Origin of the sequence: Streptomyces sp. NPDC014676 (assembly GCF_043084105.1) — a bacterium.
Lineage (GTDB): Bacteria > Actinomycetota > Actinomycetes > Streptomycetales > Streptomycetaceae > Streptomyces.
In genome coordinates this window covers 20,094-38,148 of the sequence record NZ_JBIBZI010000001.1, presented here as the reverse complement: position 1 = coordinate 38,148, position 18,055 = coordinate 20,094, and the positions used below count along the sequence as shown (strand labels likewise).

The 18,055-nt window shown below is 73.4% G+C and carries 13 protein-coding genes and 1 other RNA gene; 4 read left to right on the top strand and 10 right to left on the bottom strand.

From position 1 onward, the window contains the following. Window positions 1-68 precede the first annotated feature (68 nt). Window positions 69-1,037 carry a LysR family transcriptional regulator gene (locus tag ACF1DX_RS00150; RefSeq protein ID WP_391788997.1) on the bottom strand — a complete coding sequence of 323 codons (969 nt, stop codon included), beginning with the start codon at window positions 1,035-1,037 and terminating at the stop codon, window positions 69-71. 83 nt (window positions 1,038-1,120) lie between these two features. Between ACF1DX_RS00150 and ACF1DX_RS00145 the strand changes: the two genes are divergently transcribed. Both ACF1DX_RS00145 and ACF1DX_RS00140 read left to right on the top strand, forming a co-directional pair. After that, a complete protein-coding gene (locus ACF1DX_RS00145) occupies window positions 1,121-2,464 on the top strand; it encodes an MFS transporter (RefSeq protein ID WP_391788996.1) in 1,344 nt (447 codons plus the stop codon). A gap of 90 nt (window positions 2,465-2,554) precedes the next feature. After that, window positions 2,555-3,562 (top strand): LacI family DNA-binding transcriptional regulator, encoded by a 1,008-nt coding sequence (locus ACF1DX_RS00140; protein ID WP_391788995.1) that lies wholly within the window; start codon window positions 2,555-2,557, stop codon window positions 3,560-3,562. A gap of 177 nt (window positions 3,563-3,739) precedes the next feature. Here the strand turns inward: ACF1DX_RS00140 and ssrA are convergent. From ssrA to ftsE, 5 genes are all read right to left on the bottom strand, one after another. Then, window positions 3,740-4,143, bottom strand: a transfer-messenger RNA (tmRNA) gene (gene ssrA / locus ACF1DX_RS00135). Between the two features lie 118 nt (window positions 4,144-4,261). Continuing rightward, window positions 4,262-4,741: an SsrA-binding protein SmpB gene (smpB, locus tag ACF1DX_RS00130; RefSeq protein ID WP_030868512.1), complete on the bottom strand. Its 480-nt coding sequence runs from the start codon at window positions 4,739-4,741 to the stop codon at window positions 4,262-4,264. Window positions 4,742-4,801: 60 nt separating this feature from the next. Beyond that, window positions 4,802-5,962: a S41 family peptidase gene (locus ACF1DX_RS00125; RefSeq protein ID WP_391788994.1), complete on the bottom strand. Its 1,161-nt coding sequence runs from the start codon at window positions 5,960-5,962 to the stop codon at window positions 4,802-4,804. 67 nt (window positions 5,963-6,029) lie between these two features. Further along, a complete protein-coding gene (gene ftsX, locus ACF1DX_RS00120; RefSeq protein ID WP_030868508.1) occupies window positions 6,030-6,947 on the bottom strand; it encodes a permease-like cell division protein FtsX in 918 nt (305 codons plus the stop codon). 29 nt (window positions 6,948-6,976) lie between these two features. Continuing rightward, window positions 6,977-7,666 (bottom strand): cell division ATP-binding protein FtsE, encoded by a 690-nt coding sequence (ftsE, locus tag ACF1DX_RS00115; RefSeq protein WP_030834344.1) that lies wholly within the window; start codon window positions 7,664-7,666, stop codon window positions 6,977-6,979. Between the two features lie 331 nt (window positions 7,667-7,997). On the opposite strand from ftsE, the gene ACF1DX_RS00110 reads away from it, so the two are divergent. Next, complete coding sequence (locus tag ACF1DX_RS00110) at window positions 7,998-8,189, top strand: hypothetical protein (RefSeq protein WP_030868504.1); 192 nt, start codon at window positions 7,998-8,000, stop codon at window positions 8,187-8,189. 99 nt (window positions 8,190-8,288) lie between these two features. On the opposite strand, the gene ACF1DX_RS00105 is transcribed toward ACF1DX_RS00110, so the two are convergent. The 4 genes from ACF1DX_RS00105 to ACF1DX_RS00090 form a co-directional block, all read right to left on the bottom strand. Then, complete coding sequence (locus tag ACF1DX_RS00105) at window positions 8,289-9,011, bottom strand: hypothetical protein (RefSeq protein WP_391788993.1); 723 nt, start codon at window positions 9,009-9,011, stop codon at window positions 8,289-8,291. 307 nt (window positions 9,012-9,318) lie between these two features. Then, complete coding sequence (gene prfB / locus ACF1DX_RS00100) at window positions 9,319-10,425, bottom strand: peptide chain release factor 2 (protein WP_391788992.1); 1,107 nt, start codon at window positions 10,423-10,425, stop codon at window positions 9,319-9,321. A 249-nt stretch (window positions 10,426-10,674) separates the two neighbouring features. Further along, on the bottom strand, window positions 10,675-11,919 hold the full coding sequence (locus ACF1DX_RS00095; RefSeq protein ID WP_391788991.1) for a serine/threonine-protein kinase: 1,245 nt from the start codon (window positions 11,917-11,919) through the stop codon (window positions 10,675-10,677). A 109-nt stretch (window positions 11,920-12,028) separates the two neighbouring features. Continuing rightward, on the bottom strand, window positions 12,029-13,726 hold the full coding sequence (locus tag ACF1DX_RS00090) for a serine/threonine-protein kinase (protein WP_391788990.1): 1,698 nt from the start codon (window positions 13,724-13,726) through the stop codon (window positions 12,029-12,031). A 507-nt stretch (window positions 13,727-14,233) separates the two neighbouring features. On the opposite strand from ACF1DX_RS00090, the gene ACF1DX_RS00085 reads away from it, so the two are divergent. Beyond that, window positions 14,234-17,938: an FHA domain-containing protein gene (locus ACF1DX_RS00085; RefSeq protein ID WP_391788989.1), complete on the top strand. Its 3,705-nt coding sequence runs from the start codon at window positions 14,234-14,236 to the stop codon at window positions 17,936-17,938. Window positions 17,939-18,055 lie beyond the last annotated feature (117 nt).

The following is an 18,055-nucleotide window of genomic DNA, read 5'->3' as shown; positions in this document are numbered from 1 at the left end:
GGGACCGAATGTAGCGTACGTGGAGGTCCCGTGTTCCCGGGGCGGTCGTTCGTGTCAGTAGTGAGACATCACCGGGCCCCCATCACGACAATGTCCCGCTCGGGCAGCCATCCCCGGTCCGGCCGCCGCAGCCAGCCCTCCTCGGCGGCGACGACGGCCGCCGCCCGCCGGAGGGCGTCCAGGGCGGGATGAGTCAGCCCCTTCCGCCACACCAGGGACACGGGTGACAGCGGAACCGGGTCCACGAGGGGGCGCAGAACCGTCGAGGGCAGTGGCGGAAAATCGACCACGGCGAGGATCGGGTGACGTGTCCTGGCCATGATCCGCTGGAACTCCTCCTCCCCGACGGCCAGCGGCGCGGGCGGCGCGAGCGTGATCCCCCGCCCCTCGAACAGCGACCGCGCGAGGTCCGTCCACTCCGGCGTACGGGGATTGCCGGCCCCGGCGTAGACCGTCTCGCCGGCGAGTGCGGCGAGCGGCACCTCGGCCAGCGCGGCCAGCGGGTGGTCCTCGGGCAGGACGACCGCCATCGGCTCGTGGCGCACGGGCTGCTGGTCGAGTCCGGCCCGCAGTGCGGGGGCGAGGCCCGCGAACCGTCCGAACGACGCGTCGAGCCGCCCCGCGAGCAGCTCCCCCGCGGCCCCGGTCAGCCCGCTCTCGTAGCGGGCCATCAGTTCGTGGGCGGGGGCGAGTTCGCGGGCCCGGTGGAGTACCCGGCGCGGGGTGACGAGGCCCGGCGAGTTGAGGTCCACCAGCAGGGGCCGGGCCTGTCCGGCGGCGGCGAGCAGGTCGTCCTGCGCCTGGAGCGCCGCGCGGGCGTACGGCAGCAGGCGTTCGCCGTCGGCGGTGAGCGTCACCTGGCGGGTGGTCCGTACGAACAGCTCGCTGCCCAGTTCGCGCTCCAGCCTCCGTACGTCCCTGCTGAGCGCCTGCTGGGCGACGTAGAGGCGGGTGGCGGCCCGGGTGAAGTGCAGCTCCTCGGCGACGGTCACGAAGGCGCGCAACAGGCGGGGGTCGAGGTGGGCGGGGGCGGGCATGACGCGAACTTACAACACAGGTGCGTCAATCGGTGCCGGGAAGGTGTTGGACCGGACCCATGGGCGCGGGCGACGGTGGTGTCATGCCCCAGACGACCTCCCGCTCCCGGGACACTCCCCTGCTCACGGTCACCGCCGACACCCTGGTCGCCGTCGACTTCGGCCCGCGCGGGCGGAGCGAGCCCCGCGCGAAGGGCCCGCACCGCCGCCCCAAGGGACCGTACGGCCGTCTCCTCGCGCTGCCCGGCGCCCGCGCGTTCACCGCGGGGAACCTGATCGCGCGGCTGCCGATGGGCATGTTCGGCGTGAGCGCGGTCGTGATGATCGCCGGGACGCGGGGCTCGTACGCCCTGGCCGGCGCCGTCACCGCGACGGGCCTGGCGGCGACGGCGGTGGTCGCACCGTGGACCGCGCGCCTGGTCGACCGGTACGGGCAGGCCCGGGTCGCCCTGCCGGCCACGGTGCTCGCCGTGCTCGGCTCCCTCGCGCTGCTGCTCTGCGTGCGCCACGGCGCCCCGGACTGGACCCTGTTCGCCTCCTACGCCGCCACCGCCACCACCCCCAACACCGGCGGGATGTCGCGGGCCCGCTGGACGCACCTGCTGAAGGGGGACACTGCGGCCCTGCACACCGCCAACTCCTTCGAACAGGCCGCCGACGAACTGTGCTTCATGCTCGGCCCGGTGCTCGCGGCCTTCCTGTGCGGGACGTTCTTCCCGGAGGCGGGCACGCTCGTGGGTGCCGTGCTGCTGCTGACGGGCACCGTGCTGTTCACCGCCCAGCGGTCGACCGAGCCGCCGGCCGCACGGCGTTCCTCCGCGCGGGCGCCGCTGCGGTCGCCCGGCATGCGGCCGCTGCTGGCGGTCTGTCTCGCGACGGGCGCGGTGTTCGGCTCGCTGGAGGTCGTCACCCTCGCGTTCGCGGACGAGCGGGGACACCGCGCGGCGTCCGGCGCCGTGCTCGCGCTCCAGGCGGCCGGCTCCTGTGCGGCGGGGCTGCTGTACGGGGCGATGCGCCCGGCGGGGTCCGCGCGGTCCCGGCTGCCGTGGTGCCTGGCCGCGATGGCCGCGCTGATGACCCTGCCGCTGCTCGCGGCCGGGCTCACCGGCTCGCTGGTGCTGCTGGCGGGGGCGCTGCTGGTCGCCGGGATGGCGACCGCGCCCACCATGGTCACCACCATGACCCTGGTCCAGCGGTACACGCCCGAGGACCGGCTGAACGAGGGCATGACGCTCGCGGTGACCGGTCTGCTCGGCGGGATCGCCTGCGGCAGCGCGGCGGGCGGCTGGACGGTGGAGCACGTCTCGGCGACGGCCGGGTACGGCGTGCCGGTGGCGGCGGCCGCGATCGCCCTTCTCGTGGCCCTCTGCGCGTTTGTCCCGTTCGGGCCGTCGAACCGCTCCACCGATTCCCTCCCGACCCATTGACGGTCACGGATCCCGCACATACCTTCACCCGTCGAAGCGCTTCGAAACCGCTTTCTGCATCCCCGCGGATCGTGCAGATGAGGACGCCCGATGGTGAAGATCACGGATGTGGCCCGGCGCGCCGGGGTCTCCCCCAGTACGGTCTCGTACGCGCTCAGCGGCAAGCGTCCGATCTCCGACGCGACCCGGCTCCGGGTGCAGGCGGCCGTCCGCGAGCTGGGCTACCGCGCGGACGGCGGTGGCCGGGGCGCGGCCGGCCACCGGTCGAAGGTGCTGGCCCTGGCGGTCCCGATGCGCTCCGGCGTCCATGTGCCGGTGGTCACCCGGTTCGCGGTGTCGGTGGTCACCGCCGCCCGCGCCCACGACCACGATGTGCTGATGCTCACCCAGGGCGAGGGCGAGGAGGGCCTCGGGCGCGTCGCGGACACCCGGCTGGCGGACGGGGTGATCGTGATGGACGTACAGCTCCAGGACCCCCGGCTGCCGTTGTTACGCACGGGGGCCTTGCCGTCCGTGCTGATCGGCGTGCCCGCCGAGCCGGACGGGCTGACCTGTGTCGACCTGGATTTCCGGGCGGCCGGTGAGCTGTGCGTGGACCATCTGGCGCGGCTCGGGCACCGGGTGGTGGCGCTGGTCGGCTCGCCGCCGGAGGTGTACGTGCGGCGGACCGCGTTCGCGCGGCGGCTGGTGGAGGGCTTCACGGCGGCCGCCGACCGGCACCGGCTCACCTCAGCCGTGCGTCCGTGCGGGGCCGGCCGTGACGCCGCCCGCGCGATCGCCGAGCGGCTGGTGCGCGAGCTGCCGTCGCTGACGGGGGTGGTCGTGCACAACGAACCGCTGATCGATCCGCTGATCGACGCCTTCGAGGAGCTGGGGCTGAGCGTCCCCGGCGATCTGTCCCTGACCGCCGTCTGCCCGTCCCCCGTCGCCGCGTCGGCCCGTGTCCCGGTCACCTCGGTCGCCGTGCCGTCGGCGGAACTGGGCACCCGCGCGGTGCACCTGCTCCTACGGAAGCTGTCCGGTGCCCCCGTGCCGGAGGCCACCCTGCTGCCGCCCCGGCTGACGGAGCGGGCGAGCACGGCACCGCGCGGGGCGTGACCGGCCGGTGCGGCATCGGCCCGGCGCCTCGTCCGGCGCCTCAAGCCCGGCGCTTCAAGCCCGGCACCTCGGCCCGACGCCTCAAGCCCGATGCCCCAGCCCGGCCCTCGGGCTTCCCGGACCGCATGACAAAGGCCCCGTCGCTCGAAGCGACGGGGCCTGTGCCCACATGGGGTGGAGTGGAGATGGCGGGAATCGAACCCGCGTCCAACGGTGCGGAACCAGGGCTTCTCCGTGTGCAGTCGGCTGTGCTTTTCTCGGCCCCGGAGATCACGCCGACAAGTCTCCGACGGGCCCAGTCACTGTGTGGTTTCCCTCTTCACCCCGTGACCGGGATCAAGGTTTAGTTCCCTAGCTGATGCCAGGATCCGGGTCGGGAACATCCCCGGGCTGACACTCCCTTAAGTAGGGGAGCCGCTGCTCGCTACCTGAAGATCAGGCAGCGAGGGCGAGCTCGCCCTGGGAGACAGATCGCTTGGAATTGGCGATTATTTTTTTCGGCCTGTGGTTTACGAGATCATGGCCGCTTCCTCGACACGCTTCCCCTGCTTCGACAGCCGCTGTCGAAACCGATCATCCCCATGTTGATTTTTCAAGTCCCTCCGAGGAGGGGGCCCGCACCCGCTGTGGGGTGCTGTCGCCATCGTACGTGACCAACGCGGGTCCGTGCCAGCATATTCCCCGGCACTCCGCGCGGGCCTACGCGCGCTGCTTCCTGCGGACCGCCGAGATCGCCCGCTCGGTCTCGCGCCGGTCCTGCTTCTCCCGGAGCGTCTGCCGCTTGTCGTACTCCTTCTTGCCCTTGGCCAGCGCGATCTCGACCTTCGCGCGGCCGTCCTTGAAGTACAGGGCGAGCGGCACGATGGTGTGGCCCGTCTCCTGGGACTTGGACTCCAGCTTGTCGATCTCCTCGCGGTGCAGCAGCAGCTTGCGCTTGCGCCGCGCGCTGTGGTTCGTCCAGGTGCCCTGGCTGTACTCCGGGACGTGCACGTTGTGCAGCCACGCCTCGTTGCCGTCGAGCTGGACGAAGCCGTCCACCAGCGACGCCCGGCCCTGACGCAGGGACTTCACCTCGGTGCCGGTGAGGACCAGGCCGGCCTCGTAGGTGTCGATGACGAGATAGTCGTGCCGCGCCTTCTTGTTCTGCGCGATCAGCTTGCGCCCTTTTTCCTTAGCCATAGTGCCGCCCATTTTCGCACTACGGAGGGGGCCGGCGGGAAGCCGATTATCGACGGTGCCCTACCGGCCGAGCCCGCTGAGGACCGTCTCGGCCCGCTGGAGCGCCTCTTCGTCGGCCTCCAGGTCGGGGGTGAGGCCGTGGCCGTCGACGCCGTGGCCGGAGGGGGTGCGGTAGTGGCCGACGGTCAGCTCGGCGACGGAGCCGTCGGGCAGCTCGGTCGGCATCTGGACCGAGCCCTTGCCGAAGGTGCGGGAGCCCACGACGACCGCCCTTCCGCGGTCCTGCAGGGCGCCGGTGAGGAGCTCGGCCGCGCTCATCGTGCCGCCGTCGACGAGCGCGACCAGGGGTCTGGTGGTGTCGCCGCCGGGCTCGGCGTGCAGGGCGCGCTGCTCACCCTCGACGTCGTACGTGGCGACCAGGCCGCCGTCGAGGAAGGCGGAGGCGGCGGTGACCGCCTCGGCGACCAGTCCCCCGGAGTTGCCCCGGAGGTCGAGGACGATGCCGGCGCCGGCGGGGGCCTGCCGGACGGCGGTGCGGACCTCGTCGCCGGAGCCCTTGGTGAAGGCGCCGACCTTGACGACGGTCACCCCGGAGGCGAGCTCGCGGACCGTGACGGTGTCCTGGGACAGCCTGGTCCGGCGCACGGTCTCGTGCCAGGTGCGCGTGCCGCGCTCCAGACCGAGCCGGACGGTGGTGCCGGCGGACTCGCCGGTGGTCTCGCCGCGCAGTAAGGAGACGACCTCCGTGACGGGCCGGCCGTCGACCCGCTGGCCGTCGACGCTGCGCAGCCGGTCGCCCGCGCGGATACCGGCGTCGGCGGCGGGCGTGTCGTCGCCCACCTTCGTCACCTCGATACGGCCCTCCCGCTCGCGGGCCCACAGGCCGACGCCGGTGTACCGGCCGTCCAGGGCCTCCTCGAACTCCTCGTACTCGTCCGGGGAGTAGACGGCGGCCCAGCGGTCCCCGCTGCGGCTGACGGCCCGCTGGGCGGCCTCCATGGGGGAGGTTCCGTCGGCGGCGGCCTCCTCGGCCGCCCTGGTGACGTCGGCCTGGTGGCCGACGGGAGCGGCCGGACCGGTCCCCTCCGCCGTGGTCCCGCCGTCGGCCTCGGGGAGGTTGCCCGTGGCCGCGCCGGCGACGAGCACGCTCGCGAACACCAAGGTCAGGGCGGCCCCGCGGCGGATGCGGCGGGGCTGACAGAACAGGGCACGACCTGACATGCCGGTGAGTCTAGGACAACGCGAAGGGGCGCACGGCAGGTTGGCCGTACGCCCCTCTTGGCAAGAGTCACACCTTCAGATACTTGCGCAACGCGAAGAACGCGGCCAACGCCGGCATCAGCAGACTGGTCGCGAGGATCAGCGGAAGCTTCGTCAGGACGGCGTCCCAGCCGATGAAGTTGATCAGGTTCAGCTTCTCCGACAGGGCCAGTCCGTGGTCGATGATGAAGTACCGGCCGAGCACCAGGAACCCGCACGCGAGGATGCCGCCGATGAGTCCGGCGACCGCGGCCTCCATGATGAACGGCGTCTGGATGTAGAAGCCGGAGGCGCCGACCAGGCGCATGATGCCGGTCTCGCGGCGGCGGCTGAACGCGGAGACGCGCACCGTGTTCACGATCAGCATCAGGGCGACGACCAGCATGAGCGCCATCATCGCGAGGGCGGCGATGTTCATGCCCTCCAGCAGCCCGAAGAGGTTGTCCAGGATGCCCTTCTGGTCCTGCACCGACTGCACGCCGTCCCGCCCGTCGAAGGCGGTCGCGATGACCTGGTACTTCTCCGGGTCCTTCAGCTTGATGCGGTACGACTCCTGCATCTGGTCCGGCGTCAGGGAGCTGGCCAGCGGGGAGTCGCCGAACTGCTCCTTGTAGTGCTTGTACGCCTCGTCCTGCGACTCGTACGACACCGAGTCGACGACCGACATCTTCTCCAGGTCGGTCTTGATCTGACCCTTCTGGTCGTCGGTCACCGCGCCCTTGGCGCAGTTGGGGTCGGACTCGGCGTCAGCCTTGTTGCACAGGAAGATGGAGACGTTGACCTTGTCGTACCAGTAGCCCTTCATGGTGTTCACCTGGTCGTTCATCAGGAGCGACCCGCCGAACAGGGCTAGCGACAGGGCAACGGAGACGACGACGGCGAAGGTCATCGTCAGGTTGCGGCGGAGACCGACGCCGATCTCCGACAGGACGAACTGGGCGCGCATGGCGTCTGATCAAGCCTTTCCGTGGAGCGTCAGTGCTGGTAGCCGTAGACGCCGCGTGCCTGGTCGCGGACGAGACGGCCCTTCTCCAGCTCGATGACGCGCTTGCGCATCTGGTCCACGATGTTCTGGTCGTGCGTCGCCATCACCACGGTGGTGCCCGTCCGGTTGATGCGGTCGAGCAGCTTCATGATGCCGACGGAGGTCTGCGGGTCGAGGTTGCCGGTGGGCTCGTCGCAGATGAGCAGCTTGGGACGGTTGACGAAGGCCCGCGCGATGGCGACGCGCTGCTGCTCACCACCGGAGAGCTCGCCGGGCATCCGCTCCTCCTTGCCGCCGAGCCCGACGAGGTCGAGCACCTGCGGCACGGACTTGCGGATCTCACCGCGCGACTTGCCGATCACCTCCTGCGCGAAGGCGACGTTCTCGGCGACCGTCTTGTTGGGCAGCAGACGGAAGTCCTGGAAGACGGTCCCCAGCTGGCGCCGGATCTGCGGCACCTTCCAGTTGGAGACGCGGGCGAGGTCCTTGCCCAGGACGTGCACCTGTCCGTGGCTGGCCCGCTCCTCGCGGAGGATCAGCCGCAGGAAGGTGGACTTTCCGGAGCCGGAGGACCCCACGAGGAACACGAACTCGCCCTTCTCCACTTCCAGGGTGACGTCCCTGAGTGCGGGGCGGTTCTGCTTGGGGTAGGCCTTGGACACGTTGTCGAATCGGATCACGGATGCACCACGGTTAGCCGGGGGTAGATGAGCGTGACCATACGCGAACCGGGCAGGCGTGCGCAGGCACCGAAGCCGTTGTGCAAGACTTGCGCCCTTTTGTTCCAGTGCCGGGTGGGCACAACCCCCTAGGGGCGCGGGGCTGTGACATGTGCGGCTCCGCCGCGTGGGCGCGACCGGCCCTCCACGGCCCGCGGCCGCGAAACCACCCGAAACCACCCTTCCCGAAGCGACCCCACGCAGCTTCCGCAGGAACCTGGCACAGTGGAGGGGAACGTTCGCGAGAAGGTGGGCGTTGTTCATCTGGAACCGGTGCGAGGAGGGCGAGCGCATGACGTACGACCGGCTGGTGTGCGCGAACTGCGCCGCGCCCGTGAGCGAGGGCCGGTGCCCGGTGTGCCGCGCGAACCGCGAGCGGCTGCAGCAAGGGAACTTCTTCGCGGGGCTGAACCCCATGACGCTGATCGCGCTGCTGGCGGTGCTGGTCGCGGCGGTGGCGCTGCTCGCCCACCAGACCGTCTGACGCCGGTCGCACAGACATGGGAGAAGGGCCCGGAGCGTGGTTGCGCTCCGGGCCCTTCTCCCTACGTCATGCGTACGGTGCGTATGCGCGCGGCCACCGTCAGGCGGCGGCGCCGCCGCGGCCGGACATCATGCGCGGCAGCACCCGGAAGCCGATACCGCCGGCGATCATCGTGGCGGCACCGATCAGCAGGAACGTGGTCTCGGCGGCACCGGTCTCGGCGAGCTCCTTGCCGTCGCCGCCCTGGGCCGAGGTGGCCGGGACGTCATCGCCGGTGTCGGTGAGGGCCGAGGAGCCCTGGTCCTGCGGAGAGGCGTTGTTGCCGCCGTCCGGGGTGGTGCCGGTGTCGCCGTCACCGTTGTCGTCCGGGGTGGGCTCCTCCTCTACGGGGTTCTCCCCGCCGGGGTTCTCGCCACCGGGGTTCTCGCCACCGGGGTTCTCCCCACCGGGGTTCTCCCCACCGGGGTTCTCACCGCCCGGGTTCTCGCCACCCGGGTTCTCCCCGCCCGGGTTCTCCCCACCGGGGTTCTCACCGCCCGGGTTCTCACCGCCCGGGTTCTCCCCACCGGGGTTCTCACCGCCCGGGTTCTCACCGCCCGGGTTCTCCCCACCGGGGTTCTCACCGCCCGGGTTCTCCCCACCCTCGTCTTCACACTCCGGATCGACCACGAGGTCGCAGCCCGGGTCCGGCTCATCGCCGGCGGTGATGCCGATGTTGAAGTCGAGCGCCGAAGCGGCACCCGCCGCCGACAGCGAGGCACCGGCCGCGATCACGGCGCCGGCCGCGATCCGAGCGACACGGATCCGCGTCTTCTTCGTCATATGGTTGCTACCCCCAGTAGCTCATCGTCCATGAGGCGGCGCTCGGGGCGGTGATCAACGGGGGTAACTGCGATGAAACGCCCCCCGGTTCACATGCGCCCCAGAGATACGCATGCCACGCTTCACCCTTCCCATTTTCCAAAAGAACGTCAAGGCCGTTGCGTACGCGATGTCCCCCTACGCACGCTTTGCGCGAAAACGAAACTGTGAGTGTGATGTAAATCCCGGATACCACCGGACGAAAAAGGCAACCGCCGTCCAAGTGACGGCAGTTGCCTTGTCGACAAATCGGGGTTCGCGCGGGAGGTTACTTCTCCTGCTGCTTGCGCCAGCGAATTCCGGCCTCCAGGAAGCCGTCGATCTCGCCGTTGAACACGGACTCGGGGTTGCCGACCTCGTACTCCGTGCGCAGGTCCTTGACCATCTGGTACGGGTGCAGCACGTACGAACGCATCTGGTTGCCCCAGGAGTTGCCGCCGTCGCCCTTGAGGGCGTCCATCTTGGCCTGCTCCTCCTGACGGCGCCGCTCCAGGAGCTTGGCCTGGAGGACGTTCATCGCGGTGGCCTTGTTCTGGATCTGGGAGCGCTCGTTCTGGCAGGAGACCACGATGCCGGTGGGGAGGTGGGTGAGGCGCACCGCGGAGTCGGTGGTGTTCACGCCCTGGCCGCCGGGGCCGGACGAGCGGTACACGTCCACCCGCAGCTCGGTCTCGTCGATCTCGATGTGGTCGGTCTGCTCGACCACGGGGAGGATCTCGACGCCCGCGAAGGAGGTCTGGCGGCGGCCCTGGTTGTCGAAGGGCGAGATGCGCACCAGTCGGTGCGTGCCCTGCTCGACGGAGAGGGTGCCGTAGGCGTAGGGCGCCTGGACGGAGAAGGTGGTCGACTTGATGCCGGCCTCCTCCGCGTACGACGTCTCGATCAGCTCCGTCTTGTAGCCCTTCTGCTCCGCCCAGCGCAGGTACATCCGCTGGAGCTTCTCGGCGAAGTCGGCCGCGTCGACGCCACCGGCCTCGGCGCGGATGTTGACGAGCGCCTCACGGGAGTCGTACTCGCCGCTGAGCAGCGTCCGGACCTCCATCTCGTCCAGCGCCTTCTTGACGAGGACGAGCTCCGCCTCGGCCTCCGCGCGGGTGTCCGGGTCGTCCTCCTCCTCGGCCATCTCGAAGAGCACGGAGAGATCGTCGATCCGGCCCCGGAGCGCTTCGGCCTTCCGCACCTCGGCCTGGAGGTGGGAGAGCTTGCTGGTGATCTTCTGCGCGTCGTCCGGGTTGTCCCACAGGGACGGCGCGGCTGCCTGCTCCTCGAGCACGGCGATGTCTGCCCTCAGCTTGTCGAGGTCCAGAACGGCCTCGATCGACTCCATGGTCGAGGAGAGGGACTTGAGCTCTTCGGATACATCGACGACTGCCACGCCCTCCAGCGTAACGGCTCCGCGCGCCGGCCCACGCAGTGCGGCGGGGCCGGGGCGGGGCATTACCCGGCTGGGCCCGTCGGGGCGGGGCGGCTTCCGCCGTGGGGCGCTCGTTCGTTTCGCCCCCGCCGCCCCTTCCCGTCCCGTCCCTGGGTGCTTCGCCCCCAGACCCCCTTCGCGCAGTTCCCCGCGCCCCTTTGTGTCCACGCGGCGGAGCCGCACGTCGACACAGCCCCGCGCCCCAAGGGGTCAGGGGGTGGCCGGGGCCGAGTTCCGCGTGTCCTGGGGCGGGGCCGCCTCGTCCTCCGCCGCGGCCAGCCACGTGCCCACGCCCGCCGCCACGAGCACCGCCGCCGCCACCGCCAGGGTGAGCCGGCGGCGGCGGGTGACCGCGCGGTTGCGGGCGGAGCCCGGGCGGCGGGCGCCTGCCGCGCGGGGGGCGCGGGCCGTGCCCCGGGCGCCGCCGGCCAGCTCGTCGGGGGACGGCACCCTCATCGACGTGTGCGTGTCACGGTTGGAGTCGGCCGGTTTCGCGCCCGGCACCAGCGGGACCGCGCCACGGCGCCGCACCGGCGCCCCGGCGGCCGGGGCGGGCCCGGAGGGCTGGAGCTCCTCGCCCGCCTCCTCCGCGGGCTCGGTGTCCGGCTCGTCCACGTCCAGCGGCGGCATCCCCGCCAGCATCGGCAGCAGCTCCCGCAGCCGCGCGCCCAGCTCGGAGGCGCGCAGCCGGGACGCCGGGGCCTTCGCCAGGCACTGCACCAGGAGCTGCCACAGCTCGTCCGGGATGCCGGGGAGGGGGACGACCGTCTCGGTGACGTGACGGCGCAGGACCGCGCCCGGGTGGCCGCCGCCGAACGGTGTGAAGCCGGCGAGCAGCTCGTACAGGACCGTGGCCAGCGCGTAGATGTCGACCGACGCGCGCGGGGGCAGGCCCTCGACGATCTCCGGGGCCAGGTAGTCGGGCGTTCCGATGATCTTCGTGGCGCGGGTGCGGCGCGGGGTGTCGATGAGTTTCGCCACGCCGAAGTCGGTGAGCAGGGCGCGGTGGGAGCCGCCGGGACCGAGCGGGCCCTGCATGTCGAGCAGGACGTTCTCCGGCTTCACGTCCCGGTGCACGACCCCGGCCGCGTGGGCCGCCGCCAGGCCGTCGGCGACGTCGGCGACGATCGCCACGGCGGCCTCGGGGGCCAGCCTGCGTTCCCGGTCGAGGCGGGTGCGCAGGTCCGTGCCCCGGACGAGGTCCATCACGAGGGCGAGGTCGTTGCCGTCGACCACCAGGTCGCGCACGGAGACGACGTGCGGGTGCTCCAGACCGAGCAGCGCCGTCCGCTCCTGCACGAAGCGGCCGACGAGCTCCTGGTCCGAGGAGAGATCCTCACGCAGCAGCTTGATGGCGACGGGCCCGTCGGGTCCCTCGCCCAGCCACACCGTGCCGGCGCTGCCCCGCCCGAGGATCTGGTGGGCGGTGTACCGGCTGCCGATTCTCCGTGCCAAGACTGCTCCTACCGACGCGTGTTGTCGCCAAAGCTACGCGTCCGGGGCGCCGGCCTTCACAGCGGATCCGGAAATCAGCCCTCAGGTGTCGACAAATCAGTAAACAAGCTCAGTTCGTCCCGGAGGGCACCGAGGGCTCGTCGGAGCCGCCCAGGTCCTCGATCCAGCCCGTCACCGAGCCGAACCAGTCGCTGAGCTGGTCCCAGTAGCCCTTGCCGGTGCCGATCCAGTCCTGGAGCGGGCTCAGCTCCCAGATCAGCCAGCTCGCGACGAACAGGATGAGGAGCGTGAACAGGCAGCCCTTCAGACAGCCCAGGCCGGGGATGCGCATCGGGTTGGCGCCGCGCTGCCGGGGCTGGCGCGGCTCCCGGACCGGACGCTGCGGCTCCGGCGGCGGGGGCGGCGGCGCGTAACGCTGCGGCTGCGGCTGCTGCCGGCGCTGCGGCTCCGGCGGCGGGGCGTACTGCTGCGGCGGGGGCTGCTGCGGGTAGCCGTATCCCGGGCCGGGCCGCTGCTGGGGCTGCGGGCGTCGTTGCTGCGGCTGCGGCGGCTGCTGGGGGTGGGCGACCTGCCGCTGGGGGCGGCGGCGCAGCGGGTCCTCGCTCGGGTCGAGGTACTGGACCTGGGTCTGCTCGTTGCGGTCGCGAGCCGCGCGGAGCTGGCTCTGCCAGGGGTGCGGGTCCTCCGGACCGGCTCCGGGGCCGCCGGTCTGTCCGGGCGGCACGGGGGGCATGACGGCCGTGGGGTCGGCGGCGCCCGCCGGGCCGCCGGTCTGCGGCAGGACGCTGGTCGCGCCGTTGGGGTCGTAGCCGCCCGCGTTGTGCGGCAGCACCTGCGTCGGGTCGGCGTCACCGGGCGCGCCGGGCGTACCGGGCGCGCCGGGTACGGGCGCGGGGGCCGGGTCGGGGACGAGGAGCGCGCCGACGTTCTCGGCGGCGGCGATCTGCGCGGAGTTCGCGTGCACGCCGATGCCGTCGGCGACGACGCGCAGGCCGCGCGCGAGGTTCTCGGCGCTGGGCCGCTGGTCGGGGTCCTTGCGCAGGCAGCGCTCGATGACCGTCCACAGCGGGTCGGGGACCGTGGAGGGGCGGCGCGGCTCGGCGCTCAGGTGCTGGTGCAGCACCTCCAGGGCGGAGCCACCGGAGAACGGCGGACGGCCGGTGACCAGCTCGTAGAGCAGGATGCCGGCGCCGTAGATGTCGACGGCGGAGGTCTGCGGGCGGCCCTCGGCGGACTCGGGCGCGATGTACGCGGGCGTACCGACGAACTCGTGGGTGCGGGTCAGGCCCGGGGAGTCGGCGAGGCGGGCGATGCCGAAGTCGGTCAGCATCGGGTGCATCTCGCCGTTCTGCTGCTTGAGCAGGACGTTGGCGGGCTTCAGGTCGCGGTGCACCACGCCGTCGGCGTGGCTGGCGCCGAGCGCGTCGGCGATCTGCGCGGTCAGCAGGGCGGCGGCGACGGGGGTGAAGGGGCCGTTCTCGCGGAGGTGGCGGTGCAGGTCGGGGCCCTCGACGAGATCCATGACCAGCGCCAGCAGATCACCCTCGACGACCAGGTCGCGGACCCGGACGATGTTGGGGTGGGTGAGCCGGAGCAGGACGGACCGCTCGCGGAGGAAGCGCATCACGACGTCGGCGTCGTTGGCGAGCTCCTCCTTGAGGACCTTGATCGCGACGGTCTCGCCGGGCTGTCCGGGCACGGCCGCCTCGGCGCCCGCGGTCTCCCGCTGGCGGGCTCGCCAGACGGTCCCCGTGGCGCCGCGACCGAGCGGCTCCTCGAGGAGGTACTTGCTGCCAACCGGCCGCACGTCGCGCTCCCTGCTGCTTGCCTGGCGTACACCGTGGTCCACCGTGCTACGGAATGTTCCGACCCACTGTAGTGCCGCCGCGCGGGATACCGGCCGGCCGTCTTCGACGTGATCTCACGGTGATCTCGCGGCGGGTCCTGCGCGGGTGATCTCACGGTGGGTCTTACGTACCGGCTCCCGTCCGGGTTCGAAGGGTCTGAATCTTTCGAAGGAAAGACGCTCGACTCGATCCGTTGGTTGCCGCATGCCGAACGTGACCGATCTCAAGTGGGTTCGGAACGATCATTCGCTCCTCACTGGTCAGGCACTTTTAAGGGCAGAGCCGACCAATCAAGATCATTTGCTGCCGGAGGGCGGGCGCGTTGTCGGTGGCAGGTGCGAGGATGCGTGCAGTACTGGCCGTACGTGCGCGTGTGGCGGTGGGGGAGGTCCGCGGTCGGGGGATCCGCGGGGCGGTGGTGTCCCCCCGCGTCGCGGGCGCTCGCGCAGAAGGGACCGCTGACGGCGATGCAGATCCGGCTGACCGTCGTAGACCCGCTGGGCCCCTCCTCCCCCGCGCGGGAGCGGGCCGCGAGCTGCGACGTGCTGGTCACGGCGCCCGCGGGCACGGCCCTGGCCGCGGTCGCCTCCGCGCTGGCCTCGGCGGTCTCCGGCGGTGACGGCTCGTCCGGCTCACCGGTGCTGTACGCCGGTGACCAGCGGCTCGACGCCCAGCGCTGCACCCTGGGCGAGCCACCGCTGATCGACGGCGCGGTGCTGGCCGTGGGCGCCCCCGGCGAGCCCGAGCCGCATCCCGAGCTGGACGAGGCCCCGACCCGGCTGCACGTCGTCGCCGGTCCCGACGCGGGCGGGGTGCACCTGCTGCACGGCGGCGAGATCCGCATAGGCCGTTCCGCCGACGCCGACGTCCCGCTCGACGACCCGGACGTCTCCCGGCTGCACTGCGCCGTGACGGTCGCCCCGGACGGCGGCGTCTCGGTCGCCGACCTCGACTCCACCAACGGCACGACCCTGGACGGCCGGCGCGTGGGCCCCCGCCCGGTCCGCCTCGCCCCGGGCGCGCTCCTGCGCATCGGCGAGTCGGCCCTGCGCCTGACCCCGGCGGCGGGTCCCTCCGCGCGAGCGGCCACGACACCGGACGGCGAGGGGCACGTACGGGTACCGGGGGCGCGGGGCGGGGAGGGGGCCGGGACGTCCGGGAACGCCGGCGGTTCCCCGAGCGCCGCCGACTCCGCACGCGCGCGTGCGGAGCGTACGGAGCCGGTGTCCCCACCGCGCGCGCGGACCCATCACACCTACGGCTCGGCGGAGTGGGCCGCCTCCGGCGACGGCGCCGGGCACTCTCCCGGCGTCCAGGACCCGGCCGGCCCGCGCACGGGCCGGGCACCACTGGTGCCCGGGCAGGGGGGCGCGCCGGACATCGAGGCGGAGGAACGCGCCACCGGCCGGCGGGCGGTGCGCGTCGTGGCACGCGGGGACGTGCCACAGGTGCCCAAGGGGCGGCGCGTGTCGCGGCCCGGGCCCGTCGGTGACGAGACCCACGCGGGCAGCGGCTCCCTCGACGGCGGTTTCGGTCACGGTGCCGTCGCCCCGGGACACCGGCCCTCCGGCGCGGCCCACGGCGACTCCCGGGACGAGGCACCCGCCGCCGGGCGGCACGGCGGGGTGCCGGGCCGTGGCTCCCACCGCGCGGATGACGACGCGCGGTACGGCCGGTACGCCGACGGCGCCCGTGGCGGGCGGCGCGGTGAGGTGCCGGACCAGGGCCCCGCCCGCGCGGATGACGACGCGCGGTACGGCCGGTACGCCGACGGCGCCCGTGAGGGGCGGCGCGGTGAGGTGCCGGGCCGTGACTCCTTCCCGGCGGCCGACGACGCGCGTGACGGGCGGCGTGCCGGTCGGGGTTCCGCTTCCGCGGCCGGTGACGGTCTCGGCGGCAGGGCGGGCGGAAGCGGGGGCGGTTCCCGTAAGGACACTCCTCCGCGGGGGACCGATGTCCCGCAGCCGCCCGTCGGGCGGAAGCGGGGGGGTATCGGGGCCTGGGCCCGGCGGCTGGCCGGGGGACGGCAGGAGCGGGAGGCCGCGGGCGCGTGGGACGGGCGCCGTGAGGAGCCGGGCGGGTTCGTGGCCGGGCCGGCCCCCTTCGCCCCCGTACGGCCCGAGACCTGGCCGGACCCCGCCACGCTGCTGCTGACCGCGCTCGGTCCCGGCCCCCGGCTGTGGGAGCGCGGGCCGGACCACCCGGAGGCGCTCGCGGTGCGGCTCGGTACGGCGGACCGGCCGGCGCCGGACGGCTCGGGTCTGCTGCCCGCCGTACCGGTGACCTCGGGGCTGCGCGAGGTCGGCGCGCTGGGACTGGCCGGCCCGCGCGAGCGGCTCGCCGGGCTGGCCCGCGCGGTGCTCGCCCAGCTCGCCGCGCTGCACTCCCCCGACTCCCTGGAGATCGTCCTGATCGCCGCGGACCACTCCCGCCCCCTGGCGGAGCGCACCGCCGAGTGGTCCTGGCTGGGCTGGCTGCCGCACGTACGCCCGGGGCACGGCCAGGACTGCCGCCTGCTCCTCGCGCACGACCACGAACAGGCCACGGCCCGCACCGGGGAACTGCTGCGCCGGCTCGCGGACCACGACCACGCGGCCCCCCGCATATCCGGCGGTGAAGGGCCGTACACCGTGGTCGTCGTGGACGGCGACCCCGGCGGCCCCGACGCGCGCGAGGCGGTGGCGCGGCTGGCCCTGGAAGGGCCCCGGGCCGGGATCCACGTGGTGTGCCTCGCCGAGACGGCCGCCGCCTCCCCCGCGTCCCCGGTGACGGAGACCTACGAGGCGGCCTGCGCGGCGGTGCCGGCGTTCCGGCGGTGCGGGGCCGTCGCCCTGCTCAGCGGGGACGTGGCGACCGCCCTGCGGCTGCTGCGGGTCACCGGGACCGGCCCCGTCGGCCACGGCACCCTCGCCACGGTCGACGCGGTCTCCCCCGCCTGGGCCGAGCGGTTCGCGCGGGCGCTCGCGCCGCTGCGCACGGACGGCGCCGGCGGGGAGCGGCACGCGCGCGTGTCGGCGCCGCTGCCCCGGTCGGCGCGGCTCCTCGACGAGCTGGGCCTGGCCCGGGCCACCCCGGCCTCGCTGATGGCCCGCTGGGCGGACGCGGCCGACGACACCCAGGCGCTCGGCGGACGCGTCACCGCCGTACTGGGTGCCGGACCGCGCGGCCCGGTCACCGCCGACCTCGCCGCCGACGGACCGCATCTGCTGGTCGAGGGGCCGCCCGGCAGCGGTCGTACGGAACTGCTGCGGGCGGTCGTCGCCTCGCTGGCCGCCGCCGAGCGTCCCGACCGGCTGGGCATCGTGCTGGTCGACGGCCGGGGCGTGCCCACGACGGGCGACGCGCCCGGCGAGGACCTGCGCGTCTGTACGGACGTACCGCACGTCACCACGCACCTGTGCGCCAACGACCCGGTGCGGATGCGGGAGTTCGCGCAGTCCCTGAGCGCCGAGCTGAAGCGGCGCGCGGAGCTGCTGGGCCGGTCGGACTTCACGGAGTGGCACACCGGGCGGGAGCTGTCGGACCGTATGGTCGCCCAGCGCACGGCGGTCGCGTCCCGCGCGGAGCAGAACAACGGGGACCTCGACACCCCGCCCAGTTCGACGCTGCGGCTGCGGCCGGGCGCGGACCGGCGCAGGACGGTGGCCGCGCCGCCGCTGCCCCGGCTGGTGGTGGTCGTGGACGATCTGGACGCGCTGGTCTCCCCCGCGCTCGGTTCGCCGGGGCGGCCCGCCGCCGGATCGGTGATGCGGGCGCTGGAGGCGGTGGCGCGGGACGGTGAGCGGCTGGGCGTGCACCTGGTGGTGGCCACCGGGCCCTGCGCCCGTACGGCGCAGAGCGAGCCGGTGCGGCAGGCGTCGCTGCGTGTCGCGCTCGACGCGGTGGTGCCGGGGGGCGGACCGGAGGCGCCGGCGCCGGGGCGGGGGCGGGTGGTCCGGCCGGACGGGCGGGAGACGGCGTTCCAGGGGGGCCGGGTGACCGGCCGTATCCCGCGGACGGCGACGCTGCGGCCGACGGTCGTGCCCCTGGAGTGGCACCGCATGGGGGATCCGCCGGCCCGCCGGCAGGTGCGCGAGCTCGGCAACGGGCCCACCGATCTGGCCCTGCTCGCCAGCGCGTTGGAGCGGGCGGCCCGTCAGGTCGCGGCGGCGGAGGTTCCGTCGCTGCTCTGACGGGGCGGTTGGTTGTGCGGGTGCCCGGTGTTGCGGCTGGGCGGGGGCCGATCGCGCTGCCCGGCGCTTGCGGGGTGCCTCCCCCAGAGGGGGTACCCCCAGCCCACCCGTGCCGCC